The sequence below is a fragment of the Lancefieldella parvula genome, assembly GCF_963547875.1.
Taxonomy (GTDB): domain Bacteria; phylum Actinomycetota; class Coriobacteriia; order Coriobacteriales; family Atopobiaceae; genus Lancefieldella; species Lancefieldella parvula_D.
Genome location: NZ_CAUUSI010000001.1, coordinates 241259 through 257802, shown reverse-complemented (window position 1 = coordinate 257802; position 16544 = coordinate 241259). Strand labels below are relative to the sequence as shown.

The 16544-nt window shown below is 49.2% G+C and carries 12 protein-coding genes and 2 tRNA genes; 13 read left to right on the top strand and 1 reads right to left on the bottom strand.

Annotated elements, in window-relative coordinates; all coding sequences use genetic code 11:
• Positions 1–14 precede the first annotated feature (14 nt).
• The 7 genes from recJ to rplT all read left to right on the top strand — a co-directional run bounded on the left by recJ (position 15) and on the right by rplT (position 8072).
• Positions 15–3377, top strand: coding sequence for a single-stranded-DNA-specific exonuclease RecJ (gene recJ, locus RWJ96_RS01265; protein WP_314018477.1), 3363 nt, complete (start codon positions 15–17; stop codon positions 3375–3377).
• A complete protein-coding gene (locus RWJ96_RS01260) occupies positions 3370–5715 on the top strand; it encodes a bifunctional (p)ppGpp synthetase/guanosine-3',5'-bis(diphosphate) 3'-pyrophosphohydrolase (RefSeq protein WP_314018475.1) in 2346 nt (781 codons plus the stop codon). Before recJ ends, RWJ96_RS01260 begins: the two co-directional genes overlap by 8 nt.
• Complete coding sequence (locus tag RWJ96_RS01255) at positions 5708–6481, top strand: MBL fold metallo-hydrolase (RefSeq protein ID WP_314018473.1); 774 nt, start codon at positions 5708–5710, stop codon at positions 6479–6481. The genes RWJ96_RS01260 and RWJ96_RS01255 overlap by 8 nt, the downstream gene beginning before the upstream one ends.
• A gap of 73 nt (positions 6482–6554) precedes the next feature.
• A tRNA-Leu gene (locus tag RWJ96_RS01250) sits at positions 6555–6638 on the top strand.
• Between the two features lie 249 nt (positions 6639–6887).
• Positions 6888–7469 carry a translation initiation factor IF-3 gene (gene infC, locus RWJ96_RS01245; protein WP_035428086.1) on the top strand — a complete coding sequence of 194 codons (582 nt, stop codon included), beginning with the start codon at positions 6888–6890 and terminating at the stop codon, positions 7467–7469.
• A gap of 1 nt (position 7470) precedes the next feature.
• Complete coding sequence (gene rpmI, locus RWJ96_RS01240) at positions 7471–7671, top strand: 50S ribosomal protein L35 (protein ID WP_012808612.1); 201 nt, start codon at positions 7471–7473, stop codon at positions 7669–7671.
• A gap of 41 nt (positions 7672–7712) precedes the next feature.
• Positions 7713–8072 carry a 50S ribosomal protein L20 gene (gene rplT, locus RWJ96_RS01235; protein ID WP_035428088.1) on the top strand — a complete coding sequence of 120 codons (360 nt, stop codon included), beginning with the start codon at positions 7713–7715 and terminating at the stop codon, positions 8070–8072.
• A 519-nt stretch (positions 8073–8591) separates the two neighbouring features.
• Here the strand turns inward: rplT and RWJ96_RS01230 are convergent.
• A complete protein-coding gene (locus RWJ96_RS01230) occupies positions 8592–9794 on the bottom strand; it encodes an MraY family glycosyltransferase (RefSeq protein ID WP_314018472.1) in 1203 nt (400 codons plus the stop codon).
• A 484-nt stretch (positions 9795–10278) separates the two neighbouring features.
• Here RWJ96_RS01230 and RWJ96_RS01225 point away from each other — a divergent pair.
• The 6 genes from RWJ96_RS01225 to RWJ96_RS01200 all read left to right on the top strand — a co-directional run bounded on the left by RWJ96_RS01225 (position 10279) and on the right by RWJ96_RS01200 (position 16390).
• A tRNA-Ala gene (locus tag RWJ96_RS01225) sits at positions 10279–10354 on the top strand.
• Positions 10355–10435: 81 nt separating this feature from the next.
• Complete coding sequence (locus tag RWJ96_RS01220) at positions 10436–11464, top strand: radical SAM protein (protein ID WP_314018471.1); 1029 nt, start codon at positions 10436–10438, stop codon at positions 11462–11464.
• Between the two features lie 2 nt (positions 11465–11466).
• Positions 11467–11910 (top strand): hypothetical protein, encoded by a 444-nt coding sequence (locus RWJ96_RS01215; RefSeq protein ID WP_314018469.1) that lies wholly within the window; start codon positions 11467–11469, stop codon positions 11908–11910.
• A gap of 60 nt (positions 11911–11970) precedes the next feature.
• Positions 11971–13467: a nicotinate phosphoribosyltransferase gene (locus tag RWJ96_RS01210; protein ID WP_314018468.1), complete on the top strand. Its 1497-nt coding sequence runs from the start codon at positions 11971–11973 to the stop codon at positions 13465–13467.
• Between the two features lie 68 nt (positions 13468–13535).
• Positions 13536–15380, top strand: a complete 1845-nt coding sequence (argS, locus tag RWJ96_RS01205; protein WP_314018467.1) for an arginine--tRNA ligase — start codon at positions 13536–13538, stop codon at positions 15378–15380.
• 329 nt (positions 15381–15709) lie between these two features.
• A complete protein-coding gene (locus tag RWJ96_RS01200; protein ID WP_035428097.1) occupies positions 15710–16390 on the top strand; it encodes a MarR family transcriptional regulator in 681 nt (226 codons plus the stop codon).
• Positions 16391–16544 lie beyond the last annotated feature (154 nt).

Genomic DNA, 16544 nt, shown 5'->3' with positions numbered 1-16544 from the left:
GAAAAGAGGATATGATGCCCGGCATCGAGAAAAGCACTCGTTGGAGTGTTCTTACACAAGACGTATATCTAGAGTCGCTGTTTAAAAAAGAATTGCACGTTACGCCACTTGTTGCTCGTGTATTAGTAGCACGTGGATTCACTGATGTAGCCACAGCTCAAGAGTTTCTCTCGCCATCCTTGCAAAGGGATTGGCTTGATCCACAGTGTATTCCTGGAATGGCTGAGGTTGCCGCCCACGTTCATAAGGCAATTGTTGAGCATAAAAAGATTGCCGTTTTTGGTGATTTTGATGTTGATGGAATGAGCTCAACGTGTTTGCTTACCCTGGCTTTACGTCGATTGGGAGCAGATGTTTTGCCGTATATTCCGCATCGTTTTGGTGAGGGATACGGACTTTCTAAAGAGGCTCTTGCAAGAGTTTTGCAAGATAGAAAGCCAGATTTAATTATTACGGTAGACAATGGCATTGCTGCTGCTCAAGAGGTTGCTTGGCTTTTGCAGCAGGGGATTGATGTTGTTGTTACCGATCATCATGAGCCCGCAGATCTGGTGCCCCAGGGTGTTCCAGTCACTGATCCAAAGCTTGTTGAAGATTGTCCTTCTAGAGAACTTGCTGGTGCAGGCGTTGCCCTTAAGCTGGTGCAGGTTTTAGGACAGCTTCAAGATCAGCCTCAGCTTTGGCTTGATTACATTGATGTTGCTATGTTGGGCACACTATCTGACATGATGATGCTCAACAAAGAGAATCGTGCGCTGGTTTCTGAAGGTGTTAAGCGTCTCCAGAAAGGTCTTCGTCCAGGTCTTGTGGCTCTAGCTGCTGTTGCTGGTCAAGATATTGCTCAGATTTCTGCAGATAATCTGCCGTTTTCTATTATTCCTCGCCTTAATGCAGCGGGGCGCATGGGTACTACTGATATTGCGCTTGACCTTCTTCTTACAGAAGACGCTGAAGAGGCAACCATTCTTGCTGGAAAACTAGAAGAGATTAATGCCGAGCGTCGTGCTATTGAGGCAAAGCTTACCGATGAAGCACTTGAGCAGGCAAAAGAAATTTACGACGGCGGCCACGCAATTGTGCTTGCTAAAGAGGGTTGGCATGAGGGCGTAAAGGGCATTGTTGCTTCAAGAATTGTTAATCGCTATCACGTGCCTTGCATTCTGTTTACCATCCAAGATGGAGTTGCTCGTGGTTCTGGCCGCTCTGTTGGCTCCGTTGATTTATTCCACGCCGTTGAACAGTGTGCAGACCTTACCGTCCGTTTTGGTGGCCACCAAGGAGCCGTTGGCGTAACGGTAGAAACAGCAAAGATTGACGCATTTAGAAAGCGTTTATCAAAGGTTATGGCAGAGCTTCCAGAAGAAGAGTTTGAGGCTTCAGGAGAAGTTACAGCACTAGTAAACCTTGATGAAATTACCATCAACTCCATTGACGCCCTTGAGGCACTGCAACCTTTTGGTCAGGGTAACAAAAAGCCTCTCTTTGGCGTTAAGGGTGTAGTGATGAAGAATCGCTCGCGTGTTGGCGCAGGTGGAGCTCATCTTTGCTTTATGGCTTCAAATGGTATTTCTTCAATTTCATCCATCATGTTTAGAACGCCTCATGTTGAGGCGGCAGCTGAGTATGATGGCGCTGTTGATTTGATTTTTGAAGCAGTTAACGAGACTTGGCAGGGCAGAACTAAGCCAAAACTCATGGTCAGAGACATTCTCTACAGAGACTTTACCGATGAAGATGACGGCCCCATTGAAGCAGATCTTCTCGGCAGCGCTGCTGACTTGCCCCTTGTGGTTACCAAGGAGACTATAGAGGCTGATGAGGCCTCCCAAGAACAGGCGCAGCAAAAGCGCCGTGAGCTGGAAAGTCTTTCTTCTGAGGAGCTTACCCAGACCCTGGTCACGTCCATGATTGGTTCAAGAGAGCTCTTGCCTCTGCAAAAGAAAACGCTAGAGGTTCTCTCTCAAGGAACGTCTTGTCTCTCTGTTATGGCAACAGGTAGAGGTAAATCGCTTATCTTCCAGGTTCATGCTGCTCGTGTTGCGTTGCTGCAACATAAAATGAGCGTGTTTGTCTATCCGCTGCGCGCCCTCATCAACGACCAGGTTCAAAGCATAAAAAACACCTTTGAGCCTCTAGGAATTTCTGTCGAGGTACTCAACGGAGAAACAGACCTTTCCAGCCGAGAAGACCTGTTTGCTCGCATGACAAACAATGAGCTTGATATTGTGCTGACTACTCCAGAGTTCTTCTCGCTCCACGCTGATCAATTTGCCAAGGCGCAAAACATCTCATTTGTAGTGTTTGACGAGGCACATCATGTGGGCATGAATGCTTCTGAGGGCAGACTTGCTTATGCGCACATGCCACAGGTACTAGAGATGCTTGGGAGTCCGCAGATACTTGCCACAACAGCTACGGCTACCACGCAGGCAGCCCAGAATATCTGCGAGCTTCTCTCCATTGAAGCAGAGCATGTATACAAAGACAAAACGGCTCGTACTAACCTTGAACTCAGGGACCTTCGTGGTACTAAGGATAGGGAATGTGCGCTGCTTTCTCTTGTGTCAGATGGCACAAAAACAGTTGTCTACGTCAATTCAAGGGAGCAAGCGCAGGCACTGACGCGTATGCTACGCCATCGTATTCCAGAACTTGGTCACAAGATTGCGTTTTATCATGCGGGTCTAACACCTCAGATACGCAAGAACGTTGAGCGCGCGTTTAGGTGTGGCGACGTTTGCTGCATCATTGCTACCAGTGCATTTGGCGAAGGCGTCAATATCTCTGATATTCGCCAGGTTATTCTGTATCACCTGCCGTTTGGTCGCGTTGCCTTCAATCAGATGAGCGGACGCGCAGGTAGAGACGGTAAGCCTTCTGTAATTCAGATGCTATTTGATGCGCATGACATGCGCGTTAACGAGCGCATCCTTTCTTCTCATGCACCACAGCGAGAAGCTCTGGTAGCTGTCTACCGCGCGCTTACGGCACTGCAGCCAAAGCTTGGTGCTCAGACAGCTGATTCAGCACTTACCGATGAAGATATTGCGCAGATGGCGCTAGAAATTGACCCGCGATCTAAGGCTGACGAGCAAACCGTTCGTGTTGCACTTGACGTTTTTGCTGAGCTAGGGTTTATTAGCATTGAAGGATTTGATCAAACGCGAACAATCTCCGTCAATAGTCAAGCTTCGCACATGGACTTGCTGGAGTCTGCGCGCTACGCTGAGGGGCTTAAAGCGCACACTGAGTTTGAATCATTTGCTCAGTGGGTACTTTCTGCTTCACCAGATGAGCTGGCAGATGCTATAACAAAACCCATCGTTCCAGAAATTGGTTCAACGTTTGATGGGGGAAGGGAGTCCTCTGATGAGTGACGAGAGGACCACAAAAGAGGCCAAGGCGCCAGGCGCGGATAATTACCGCCTGCTTGAGGGAGCCGTGCGTACATATTTACCTGAGGAAGCTCAGGCAAAGATTGCTGCTGCATATGCCTTTGCTGCTGACTATCACAAAGATCAGCGTCGTCGTTCTGGCGAGCCTTATATCAACCACCCAGTTGAAGTGGCCCTTATTCTTGCGCACGATCTTCATATGGATGAAGACACCATCTGCGCTGCCCTCATGCACGATACCGTAGAAGATACGTCTGCCTCGCTAGATGAAATTTCTTCTCGCTTTGGTGAGTCAGTGGCTGAGCTTGTTGACGGCGTCACAAAACTTACGTCCATCGAAGTCAGTTCAATGGACGAGAAACAAGCGCTTAACCTGCGCAAAATGTTCCTTGCCATGTCAAAGGACATCCGCGTTGTTATCATCAAGCTTGCCGACCGTCTTCATAACATGCGTACGCTGGCAGCACTTCCACCGGATCGTCGTCTGTTTAAGGCGCGAGAAACAATGGACGTGTATGCACCACTTGCTGACCGCTTGGGTATCTCTTCGGTTAAGTGGGAGCTTGAGGATTTATCTTTCTTCTGGCTTGAACCAGAGGAGTACCAGCGTGTTGCTCGCATGGTCTCTGACTCTCGTGCACAAAGAGAGAATGACCTCAACAACGCTAAAAAGACTCTGACAGATGAGCTTAATGCTGCCGGTCTTACTGACTTCCAGATTACGGGACGTCCTAAGCACCTGTGGTCCATTTATCAAAAGATGGTCCGCAAGGGCAGGGAGTTCTCCAACATCTACGATCTTATCGCCTTGCGCGTCATTACTAAAAACGTAGGCGATTGCTATTCAGCACTTGGCGCTATCCATGCACTGTGGCATCCAATGCCTGGTCGTTTCAAGGACTACATTGCAACACCAAAGGCAAATCTCTATCAGTCCTTACACACAACAGTTATTGGCCCTGATGGTCGCCCTATTGAGATTCAGATTAGAACCGCCGAGATGCACGAGGCATCTGAGTACGGTATTGCTGCTCACTGGCTGTATAAGGAGCAGGGCAATTCAAAGGGCAAGATGTCCTCTGAAGACAAGCTTATTGACTCAACTATCAACTGGATTCGCCGCAGTCTTGACTGGGCCGTTGAAGACGATATTGACGATCCCCACGAGTTCTTGGATAACTTGCGTGTAGACCTCTTTGAGCATGAAATTTTTGTATTCACGCCAAAGGGTGAGGTCATGAGCTTGCGCGTCAATTCAACACCTCTGGACTTTGCTTACGCTGTCCACACTGAGGTTGGTAATCACTGTGTTGGCGCGCGTGTTAACGGTTCCGTTGTTCCGCTGACACATACGCTTCAGATGGGCGATCGCATTGAGATCTTGACTAACAAGAATGCTCGCCCTTCTCGCGACTGGATGACGCTGGTAAAAACGCCGTCTGCACGTGCAAAGATCCGCAAGTATTTCTCGCAAGAGAACAAGTCTGACGATGCCGAACGCGGTCGTTCTGAGCTTGCAAAAGAGCTGCGCAAGCGTGGCTATGGCATCAGCGCTACGCGAACCGTTAAGGCGCTTGATCAGCTCACCGAGCAGTTTGATTATCGCAGTGTAGATGACCTGTTTGCAGGAATTGGTGCAGGCAATCAGTCTGCTAAGCAGGTTGTTAATCGCGTGAGTGAAATCTTAGAGGAGAAAAACCCTGAGGTTGTTACTGAGCAAGAGCGTAATGCGGCACGCCTTCAGGAGAAGAACAAGGCAATTGCAAACGATCAGCCTTTGGTTCGCTCCTACGTTATTTCTCGCACCGCCAAGGGGAGTCGTCCCAAGAAGTCTAACTGCGGCGTTGTGGTAAACGGCGATCCAGATTTGCTTGTTCATCTGGCGCATTGCTGCAATCCTGTTGCAGGTGACGATATTGTGGGCTTCATTACACGCGGTCGTGGCGTTTCTGTTCACCGCGCCAATTGCCCTAACGTTAAAGACTTGCTCAACGATCCAAAGCGTATCATTCCTGTTTCTTGGGACGCCAGCGGTGCTACTGAGTTTAGGGTAGAGATTGTCGTTGAGGCAACAGACCGAATGGGCCTTCTTAAAGACGTCACGGTTGCGCTGTCTGACGCTGGTGCAAACATTCTTTCTGCTGCTACACAAGTGGGCGAGCAGGGCGTAGTACGTATGCGTTTCTTGGTTTCTATCTCTGATACCAGCCTGCTTGATACCTTATTTGCATTTGTAACTCGCGTGCCTTCTGTCTACGACGCTCGTCGTATTATGCCAGGTGAAGGCGCTAATCAGATGAGAAGGAGACTCTATGGCTAATCAAAATGAGAGCTGCTCTTGCGGTCATAATCACGAGGAAGAGCACGGACACGGTGGCTGCTGCGGTCATCATGGCGAGCATGGCCACGGTGAGCACGGTCATGGCGGTTGCTGCGGCCATCACGGTCATGGTGGTTGCCATCACGCAAAAGACCAGATTGGCGTCTTTAAAGTAGGTCCTCTTGAGACCAACTGCTACATTTACGTTTCTGGTAATGAGTGCATGATTATTGATGCCGGTGCATCGGGTGCAGAGATTGCTGCACAGCTCTTGAACCTTGAGCTTAAGTACATTGTTGCTACTCACGGCCATGCTGATCATGTTGGCGGCGTTAAGGCTTTGAAGCTTGCTGTGCCTGGTGCTCAGTACCTAATCAACGAAGCAGATAATGAACTTGCAAAGAGGGCTCATAACTCAAACGAGATTTATAATGATGCTCCAGAGCCAGACGGTTTTCTTCACGAGGGAGATGTTCTCTCTGTTGGAACTGCACAGTTCAAGATTATGGAAACCCCTGGTCACACTCCTGGCGGCATTGTTTTGGTGGGTGAGGGAACTGCTACTGGCGCCGTTTTTGTAGGCGATACGCTTTTCCAGGGCTCTGCAGGAAGAACAGACCTTCCAGGCGGCAACTTTGAAACCCTCAAAGCTTCTCTGAACCGCATCAAGACAGAGCTTGATCCAACCTCCATTATTTTGTCAGGACATGGAAATCAAACGTCTTTAGAGGCAGAGTTAGCAACTAATCCATTCTTACAGGATTAAATCAGCTACAACTTTGATGATTTAGCAAGACAGATTTGCATAGGTGCGGTATAGTACCTATGCAAACTTTTTAGCCCGAGTGGCGGAATGGCAGACGCGGAGGTCTCAAAAACCTTTGAGGAAACTCGTGTGGGTTCAAGTCCCACCTCGGGCACCAGCTAAAAGTTTAAGCTAGATGTGAATTTCTCGTCATATCTAACTTGGTACTTGTAATGTCTTCTTGTTAGAGGTAACCTTACAAGGTACTTTTGAAGCGGGATTGAACGTGAGTCCCCACCTACACAGCGCAAAAGCAGCTGTCTGGTCAGACAATTTAACCTTCGCACGCTACCTGTGCGTATTGTCTCCCAGTTGCTTGTGCACTGGGTTTTTTTATTGGCGGACAAGCAATTGTCCAAGAGGGAAGGTGTACAAGATAGCCAAGAACGATGGTCCTCGCATCAATGAGGAAATCACTGCTCGCACGTGCCGTCTGATTGACGCTGATGGTAGTCAGCTTGGTCTTTTTGGCGTCAATGATGCAATGAAGAGAGCTCGTGAGCACGGTCTTGATCTCGTAGAGATTGCTCCAAATGCTGAGCCTCCTGTATGCAAGATTCTTGATTACAGTAAGTTCAAGTATGAGCAGGCTCGCAAGGCCAAGGCAGCTCGCAAGAACCAGGTCAAGATCGAAGTCAAAGAGATGAAGTTCCGCCCAAAGATTGATGTGGGCGATTACGAGACCAAGAAGGGTCACGTACTGCGCTTCCTCAAGAAGGGAGCACGCGTCAAGATCACCATCATGTTCCGTGGACGCGAGATGGCTCACCCAGAGCAGGGCCGTATTGTACTTGATCGCCTTGCTGAAGATTTGAAGCCTTTTGCCACAATTGAGCAGAAACCGCTCATTGAAGGCCGTAACATGCACATGCTCGTTGCTCCAATCAAGGGAGCGTTTGACGAGAAGCCCGAGGGTGCTGAGGATGGCACCACACAGGAGGAGAAGTAGTATGCCTAAGATGAAGACGCACAAGGGTTCGGCTAAGCGTTTCCGCCGCACCGGTACTGGCAAGATTATGCGTGCTAAGGCTTTTAAGAGCCACATTCTTACCAAGAAGTCCCAGAAGCGTATCCGTGGCTTCCGTAAAGAAGCTGTTCTTTCCGCTGGCGATGCAGCAGTAGTTTCTCAGCGTATGGGCGCTAAGAACTAAGCGCGCCACCCACCAGATCAAATAACAAGGAGTGATTAGATATGGCAAGAGTTAAGCGCGCAGTTGCTGGCCGCAAGAAGCGTCAGACGCTCGTCGAGCGCACAAAGGGTTATTACGGAACTTCCTCTCGTACCTTCCGTGGTATGAAGGAGCAGGCACAGCATTCTGGTCAGTATGCTTACCGTGACCGTCGTAACAAGAAGCGTGATTTCCGCGCACTGTGGATTCAGCGTATCAACGCTGCAGCACGCATCAACGACCTTTCTTACAGCAAGTTCATGCACGGCCTCAAGCTCGCTGGTGTTGAGCTTGACCGCAAGGTTCTCGCAGAGATTGCTTACTCTGACGAGCAGGGCTTCGCAGATCTTGCAGAGATCGCTAAGAAGGCTCTCGCTGAGTAACCTCAGTTTGAGGCTTCAGCCAAGCGATTTCTTCGCAGCTAGATAGCTACACCCCGTACATCCCGGATGTGCGGGGTTTTCTTTTGGCGAGAAACCTGGTGCGTCCATGGTGCTCCGTTGACGTCCCGGCGAGCCTGATTTTCTCGCCATGTCTGAGCAATTTGCCGGAAAAGTACATGAAGTCTGAGTAGTTTTGCCGGTTTTTCTCGCCATGTCTGAGTAAATTCACTCAGACATGATGCAGCTTTCAGGCTCAAAATTTAGAGCCGAAGCGCCTATCTTTGACGCGCCTGAATTCATCAAAGAACCTGTAAATTTTGCCTAAAAATGCAAAAGAAACTGTGGATTTGCCTGATTTTGTCAAAGAATCTGTATCTAAAGTACAGATTCTTTGCACTTTTTAGGCGCGTGAGCTGGTTGTTGGCGCACCTGGCGAGAAACCCGTGCAGTCGCAATCGTAGCTGTGAACGGAACCGCGAGCTCACGGAAAGCCAATTTGTGAGCAGTCGTTTCCCTAGCTTATTCGCTCTTATGGTCTCTGTGAATGAGCTCTTCGATGTGTTCATGCTCTTCTTCATGGAGTTGCTTAATCTCTTCATCGAAGCCTGGATCTTTAGGGGTAATGAGTTCGTCTTCACCAGTCTTTGGATCAGTATGGTGAAGCAGAACAGGCTCAAAAAGATGCAGGTACTTTGCAAAGAAAGCAGACATAGTAAGTAGCATGACAAAAATTGCAATACGAGGCAGCGTATTGACCTGCGTCATAATGAGCGAGCCAACGCACAGAAGGGCAGTCCAACCGTACATCAAAAGTACCGCTTGGCGCTGATTATAACCGTGAGCCATTAAGCGGTGATGGATGTGTCCGCGGTCGGCAGTAGCAAAACTAACATGCGCGCGGGTACGGCGGACAATTGCCGAGAACGTATCAATAATTGGAATGCCTGCAACGACGAGAGGAACAATGATAGTTGTGAGTCCCGCCCAACGGGTGACGGACAAAAGTGAAATTGTTCCCAGAGCAAATCCCAAGGTTAGCGAACCAGAATCGCCCATGAAAATAGTTGCGGGATACGAGTTGTGAACCAAAAATCCAAGCGTGGTGCCCGCGATGGCTGCACTTAAAAGCGCTGCATCAAAGCGGCCCGCCCAAATGGAAAGCACAAACATAGTGGTAGAGGCAATGCAGGTAATTCCTGAAGAAAGTCCATCAAGACCGTCGATCAGGTTAATGATGTTGGCGTAAGCAACCAGGTAAATGACTGTTGCTGGATAGGCGAGCCATCCAAGATCCACAAAGCCGTACGCGGAAAACGGATCAACAACGTTACCGATAATCAGACCGCCTGCAGCGGCAATGCATGCAGCAATAATTTGACCAGCGAGTTTCTGAATAGGCTTGAGAGAAAAAATATCATCGAGCAGGCCGGTCAAGAAGATGACCACAAAGGCTGCGCCAACAACCCAAAAATTAACGTTCAGGTAATAGCGAGTAGCAAGCGTAATCTCGGCATGTCCAAGGATTGCTTCAACGCCATAACGCACCAGCATAGCAACGGCTAACCCAAAGAAAATTGCAACGCCGCCCATGCGAGGAATAGGTTTTTTATTGACTCGACGTGCAGAGGGTTTATCGACAACTCCAAGTTTCCAAGCTAGTTGACGAACGGCAGGGGTAATCAGAGCTGAACCAAGACCAGCTGAGAGGAAAACACAAAACATGGTTACCCAGAGGTTCAAGCCGCTTACCCTTCAATAAAAAACAGTATTTAACTGCTAAAATCCATACCATTTAATTGTGCTGCTCATTAAAAAACAAGTCAAGACTTTAATCTTTTTATAATCTCTTTATAGTAAGAATTGTCCTTTTCCCGCGGTCAAAACTGGGTGAACCGACAAGTTTTTTCAGGGAGCCTAATCTCGTGTTCAGTACAGGCATCCTTCGTTGTTAAGGAAGCTGGAACGCTCGAGCGCGGCGCCCACCTTATGAAGGTGGGTTCATAGATGACTGCGGGGAAGGATATTTTTGTGCCTAGGCAGTCTGTGTTTAAATTGTGACGGCTCACGGAAGAGCGCTGACAGTCCGCGGAAGAGCCGCAATGGTCCGCGGAAACGCAACGAGCCTCCTCGCAAGCCTACAGCCGCTCATTCCGCTCGTATAATCATTGACATACCTGCCCCTGATTGCCACAATAAGTACCGCAACGGGGATATAGCTCAGTTGGGAGAGCGCTGCCTTCGCAAGGCAGAGGCCGAGGGTTCGAATCCCTTTATCTCCACCATGACTTTGACGCGCGCAGAGAACCTGCGCGTTTTTTATACCACCATCTGCCTGAGCAGATACGACGGGAGGTGAGAAACCCTTGGGTAGTGCACCATCACCTAATACCCTTACGTTTTCTGCCTACGACGTCTGTGAACTCTGCCCAAGGCGTTGCCATGCTCAAAGAAACGCTGGTAAAGCGGGCCTTTGTGGAGCTTCAAGCACCATTCGTGTGGCTCGTTCAGCGCTGCACTTTTGGGAGGAGCCTCCCATCTCGGGCGAGGCCGGATCAGGCGCCATATTTTTCACGGGTTGCCCGCTCAGATGCGTGTTCTGTCAGAACCATCAAATCTCGCAAGAAGGTTTTGGCAAGCCAGTCACAACCGAGCGCCTAGCCCAGATGATGCTTGAACTGCAAGCTCAGGGTGCGCTCAACATCAACCTTGTAACTCCCTTGCACTTCTCGCCACACATAATTGAAGCAGTTACGCTGGCAAAAGAAGCGGGACTTACGCTCCCAATAGTGTGCAATACCTCGGGATACGAGTTGCCAGAGGTGGTGCAGAAAGTTTCGAGTGTTATTGATATTTGGCTGACAGACGTCAAGTACGCAGACCCTGCGCTGGCAAAAGAGCTCTCGTACGCAGCAGATTATCTAGAGATGTCCATGGCGGCGCTTGAGGTTATGCATGACTCGGTGATGAGTCGCGGCGGTCGCAAGCTGGATGACGACGGTCGCATGATGCAGGGCATCATTGTGCGCCACCTGGTCATGCCCACGCACGCGGACGATTCCTGCGAGGTACTCAACCGCGTCTGGAATCTTTGTCATAATGATGTAGACGTATCAATAATGAATCAGTACACGCCCAACGAGCGCATGCGTGCAGCTGGCGGACCGCTTTCTGGAACGCTTTCTGACGAGGAGTACGAGTTGGTGCTCTGTCATGCGGATGACCTGGGCTTTGAGAACCTGTGGTGGCAGGAGGGTGGAACCGTTTCCGAGAGTTTTGTGCCAGCTTTTGACGCAACAGGCGTTGAGGGCCCCGCGCTCAAGCTCCGCACGGCACACGGAGACGCCGCCAACGACGCCACCACCAGCATCCCCGACACACAAACCGAGGAGTAACCATGTCTGTCGAGAAACCCGAAGAGCTCCAAACCACCCCAGCGCCACAGGCGGCTGCACTCACGGACGCGGAGCGCGCCGAGCTGGAAGCGCTCCGCGCAGAGAAGGAGCGCAGGGAGCTCGAGGCTCTTCGCGCAGAGAAGGAACGTGCTGAGCTCGAGGCGCTGTGTGCCGAGAAGACCCGTGCAGCCCAGGCAGAAGCTGCAGTTCAGGCAGAGGTAGATGCAGCAGCGGAAAGTGAAGCTCAGCAGCGTGCTGCACGTCAGGCAGCTCAGCAGGAGGCCGAGCAAATTCGTCGCATTCAGGAGCAGCGCGCAAAGGGCCGTGCTCTCATGGAGCCTGATGAGGACGACGAAGACATCAAAATGCCTCTGGGGCAAAAAATTGTTATTGGAACTGTGGTAATTCTCGCAGTTATTTTTGTTGTAAGCCAATTTATTTTGTAGGACTGCTACTCTAGATATATCGTCTCACCGTCAGTTTTTGACCAATCGAAAAGAGCAACTATGTCACTCACTGATCGTACCAAACCCTCAGACGTTAGCCTTAATACAGACTTGTATGAGCTCACGATGGCTCAAGGTTATTGGGAAGCTGGTCTTGTTGATGCAGAGGCATGCTTTACCGCATTCTTCCGCGAGAATCCCTTTAATGGCGGCTTTGCCATTTCTTGTGGAACTGGTCAAATTGCTGACTTAGTTGAAAACTTTATCTTTGAAGACGACGATATTGACTACCTGGCAAGCATTAACTCTCCTGGTGGCGGCCGTCTCTTTAAGCCAGCGTTCCTTGAGTTTTTGCGCAACCACAAGCTCAATGTAACCATTGATGCAATCCCCGAGGGAGAGCTTGTTTTCCCACGTGAGCCTATGGTCCGCGTAGAGGGCTCCATTGTTGACTGCCAGCTCATTGAGACCGCCCTGCTAAACTTGGTCAACTTCCAGACTTTGGCAGCAACAAAGTGCGCTCGCGTTATCAAGGCTGCTCAGGGCAATCCTGTCTCTGACTTTGGCCTGCGTCGTGCGCAAGGTCCAGATGGTGGCTTGGCAGTTGCTCGTGCTTCCTATATTGCAGGTGCTTCAAGCACTTCAAATGTCCTTGCTGGCAAAATTTACGGCATTCCTGTCTTTGGTACCCACGCACACTCTTGGGTAATGTCGTTTGACACTGAGCTTGATGCCTTTAGGGCGTTTGCAAAATCTAGCCCAACTAACTGCTCACTTCTGCTTGATACCTATGATGTTCACGAAGGCATCAAGAACGCCATCATTGTGGCAAAAGAGATGGAAGAGCGTGGCGAGCGCTTAAGTGCAGTTCGTATTGACTCTGGAGACCTTGCACGCCTTTCTAAGGAAGCTCGCAAGGCTTTTGACGAGGCTGGCCTTCCTTACATCAAGATTTCTGTATCAAATGATCTTGACGAGTACACTATCCAGTCGCTTTTTGCTCAGGGTGCACCTATTGACGCCTTTGGTGTTGGCACCAAGCTTGCTACCTGCGATCCTCAGCCTTCGCTTGGCGGTGTCTATAAGCTAACTGCTCGTCGTCAGTCTGCTGCTGAGCCTTGGACTCCTGTTATCAAGCTGTCCGAGATGGCTTACAAGCGTACCGTCCCAGGCATTCAGCACATTCGCCGCTTCTACGATGCAAACGGCTGCCCTGCAGGTGACATGATTTTTGACCCTGATTACCTGGTCACCAAGCATCCAGAGTCTAAGGCAACCGTTGTCGACATCATTGACCCCTATTCAACCCACAAGCTTGAAGGAACTTCTCGCGAGCTGATGGTAAGGCTGGTAGAAGGCGGCAAGCGTGTAGGGGAGAGCGAGTCTATTGAGGTTGCTCGCGATCGCTGCCACGCTGCGCTTATGCATCTGGATGCAGCGTATACACGTTTCTTGAACCCTCAGATTTATCCTGTGGGCCTTGAGCGCGGTCTGGCCAATTTGCGTCACGAACTTGCTGCTCAACATCAGGTAAAATCTTCCGAGGAAACTGAGTAGTCCTTTAGAAGCTACACAACCAACTACGTAATTACGCTGCACACGTGCACTGAATTTAAAGGAGAACCATGCGCGAGAAGATCGAGGAACTTGTACGTCAAGCCTTGGCAGAAGCCCAGGCTGCGGGTGAGTTGCCTGAATTCCAGATTGATGATGTGGGACTTGAGCGCCCACAGGACTCATCAAATGGTGACTGGTCTTCTACGGTTGCAATGCGTTCTGCAAAGCTGGCACATAAAGCACCGCGCGATATTGCAGCAGCTCTTGTGGCACATATTGCTAAAGATGCCCAGATTGAGCGCGTTGAGGTTGCCGGTCCTGGCTTTGTAAACTTCTATCTGTCTACCGCTGCGGGCAATGAGATTTTTAATACTGTTCGTGAGCAGGGCGCAGACTTTGGCCGTTCTTCTTTTGGCGCCGGTCAAAAGGTCCAGGTAGAGTACGTTTCTGCAAACCCTGTTGGTCCTCTGCATATTGGACATGGCCGCTGGGCAGCGCTGGGAGACTCTCTCAGCCGCATTCTTGCCTTTGCAGGCTATGAGGTTGAGCGCGAGTACTACGTCAACGATCATGGCTCTCAGATGGACGTCTTTGGTCACTCCATCTCTAAGCGCTATCTGCAGCTTATTGACATCATGCAGAAGCGCGGCATTGATGCTGATGCAGCTGCGCAGGTGCTTGCAGAAGATCGCAACGCTTACGTTGCAGATGAAGACGACGCTCATCCAGAGGAGCATCCGTTTACTGATGAGTTCATTAACTCTCTTGGCGGCAATGCATACGCTGGAGACTACATAGTTGACCTGGGACTTTTCTTCCTCAAAAATGATGGAGAGGTTTGGGCAGACAAATCTGAAGATGAGCGCATGGCAGAGTTCCGCGAGCGCGGCTACAAGATGATGCTTGAGTCCATCAAAAACACCTGCCACAATGCCCGCGCTGACTTTGATGTTTGGTTCTCCGAGCGTTCTTTGTATGTTAAGGACGCCCAGGGTAAAGACGCTGTTGATCGTGCGCTTGATGCTCTCGATAAGCTTGGCTACCTTTATCGTTCTGACGAGGGTGCGCTATTCTTCCGTTCTACCGATTTTGGTGACGATAAGGACCGTGTTCTTATCAAAACAAATGGCGAGTATACCTATTTTGCTTCCGACGTTGCCTACCACTGGAACAAGTTCCAGCGTGTTGACCACGTTATTGATATTTGGGGAGCAGATCATCACGGCTATATTCAGCGTGTTCGCTCTGCTGCAACAGCTCTTGGTTACCCAACTCAGTTTGAGGTTTTGCTTGGACAGCTTGTTAACCTGCTCAGAAACGGTGTTGCCGTCAGAATGTCTAAGCGCAAAGGAACTGGTATCCACTTTGACGAACTTCTCGCCGAGGTTGGTGTTGATGCAACGCGCTATACCCTTGTTTCAAAGTCTTCTAACCAGATGATTGACTTTGACATTGAGCAGGTAAAGCGTCAGGACAGCTCTAATCCTGTGTATTACGTTCAGTATGCTCACGCTCGTATTTGTTCTATTTTGCGCCGCGCTGCTGGTGTTGACCTTGAAGAAGCAAAGACTCTTGGTATGGATGCTGTTGCAGATAAGGCTATTGGATCTGAGGTTGATCTTGGGCTGCTCTCTGAAGACGCCGAGCAGGCTCTTGCTCGTAAACTCTTTGAGTTCCCAGGTCTTGTTGAGGGTTGTGCTCGCGATAGGGCACCATTCCGCATTACGCATTACATTGAAGAGCTTGCTGGCCAGTTCCACGCATTCTATACCGTTTGCCAGGTACTTCCTTCCGAAGGACGCCCACTGGATGCAGAACTTTCTAAGGCTCGTCTTGCTGCGTGTGATGCAACCCGTCGCGTACTTGCAATTGCTCTTGATCTGATTGGTGTTTCTGCTCCTGAGGCAATGTAAACGATAGCTAACTATGTTGTTTTGTCATGATACCGTGCAAGTATTGAATACCTGCACGGTATCTTTAGTGAATTTCTCCAGATAATTTACATATTTCTCCGTTATGTAAAAAATTTTTTAATGTATAAAAGAGATAATAAAATTAATATTTATTACTTAAATTTTATATTTCAGCATATAAAAGCCTATTTTGATGTCATATAAGCACCATTTTCTAACATATTTTTGACTAACTATTGTTTTGTCCCCACGTTAACACGTGTTTTTTAGGGGTATACTCATTATGCGAGCAAATAGTAAATGGTTCGGGCATAAGAGTGGAGGTCTCTATGGAACTTCGCGAGTACATGTCCATTCGCAGGTCTTACAACTTGGTTAGAAGAGTGGTGCCTGCTAACAGACGACTCACGTTTGAAGAGTTTGCTATTTTGTGTCGCCTCAATGTGAAGGGTGCTCCTGTTAAGACTTCAGAAATTGCCGAGTATCAGAGTGCTCTTCGTCCTACGATTACTCATCGTACCTCGCACCTGGCAAGGCTTGGTTTCATCAAGAGAGATGAAGGCGCCATTGATCGACGCAACGTAGTGTGTATCATCACAGAAAAGGGTGTAGAAGCAGTTGAGGAGCTGTCCAAGCTTACCTGTGCTCGTATTGCGCCCGGCCAGGCACTTTCACGTACTTCGTTTGAGCGCATCGTCATGTATGTTGACGCTATGGGAGCTCTGTATTGCAGGGCAGCAGATATGGTGCTTCTTGCAATTCTAGATTCTCCTAAAGACGCTCTTTCAATTACAGAGATTGTTGACGCGCTTGGTCTTTTGCAGCCAACGGTTTCTATGTCTCTTACTGCTTTGGCAGAAAGTGGCCTGGTACAGCGCAAACATGATGATGCTCTTTCAAGAAGAGTAACTATGGTTGAGCTCACGCCTCAAGGCAAGACGTATATCAAAGAAATCGTTCAGCAAATTGAAGATATTGTTGTAAAAAGAAAGAGTCGCACAGCTGTTTAAATGATTTATGCAGATTAAAGAAATCTAGAAGATGGATTTCTCGAGGTTTAAGGGTTAGTGGTTATAAATCCCCATTTGCCCGTTTTATGGTGAATTTTATTTATTTTTTCATCATAAGGCGGGCATTTTCGTGGTATATTCCTTTTGGATTTGC

What these genes read in the sequence shown, in the direction of transcription:
- rplT (WP_035428088.1), top strand. Translation starts at nt 7,713, where the DNA reads ATGGCAAGAGTTAAGCGCGCAGTTGCTGGCCGCAAGAAGCGTCAGACG.
- RWJ96_RS01255 (WP_314018473.1), top strand. Translation starts at nt 5,708, where the DNA reads ATGGCTAATCAAAATGAGAGCTGCTCTTGCGGTCATAATCACGAGGAA.
- argS (WP_314018467.1), top strand. Translation starts at nt 13,536, where the DNA reads ATGCGCGAGAAGATCGAGGAACTTGTACGTCAAGCCTTGGCAGAAGCC.
- RWJ96_RS01200 (WP_035428097.1), top strand. Translation starts at nt 15,710, where the DNA reads ATGGAACTTCGCGAGTACATGTCCATTCGCAGGTCTTACAACTTGGTT.
- RWJ96_RS01210 (WP_314018468.1), top strand. Translation starts at nt 11,971, where the DNA reads ATGTCACTCACTGATCGTACCAAACCCTCAGACGTTAGCCTTAATACA.
- recJ (WP_314018477.1), top strand. Translation starts at nt 15, where the DNA reads ATGCCCGGCATCGAGAAAAGCACTCGTTGGAGTGTTCTTACACAAGAC.
- rpmI (WP_012808612.1), top strand. Translation starts at nt 7,471, where the DNA reads ATGCCTAAGATGAAGACGCACAAGGGTTCGGCTAAGCGTTTCCGCCGC.
- RWJ96_RS01260 (WP_314018475.1), top strand. Translation starts at nt 3,370, where the DNA reads ATGAGTGACGAGAGGACCACAAAAGAGGCCAAGGCGCCAGGCGCGGAT.
- RWJ96_RS01230 (WP_314018472.1), bottom strand. Translation starts at nt 9,794, where the DNA reads ATGTTTTGTGTTTTCCTCTCAGCTGGTCTTGGTTCAGCTCTGATTACC.
- RWJ96_RS01215 (WP_314018469.1), top strand. Translation starts at nt 11,467, where the DNA reads ATGTCTGTCGAGAAACCCGAAGAGCTCCAAACCACCCCAGCGCCACAG.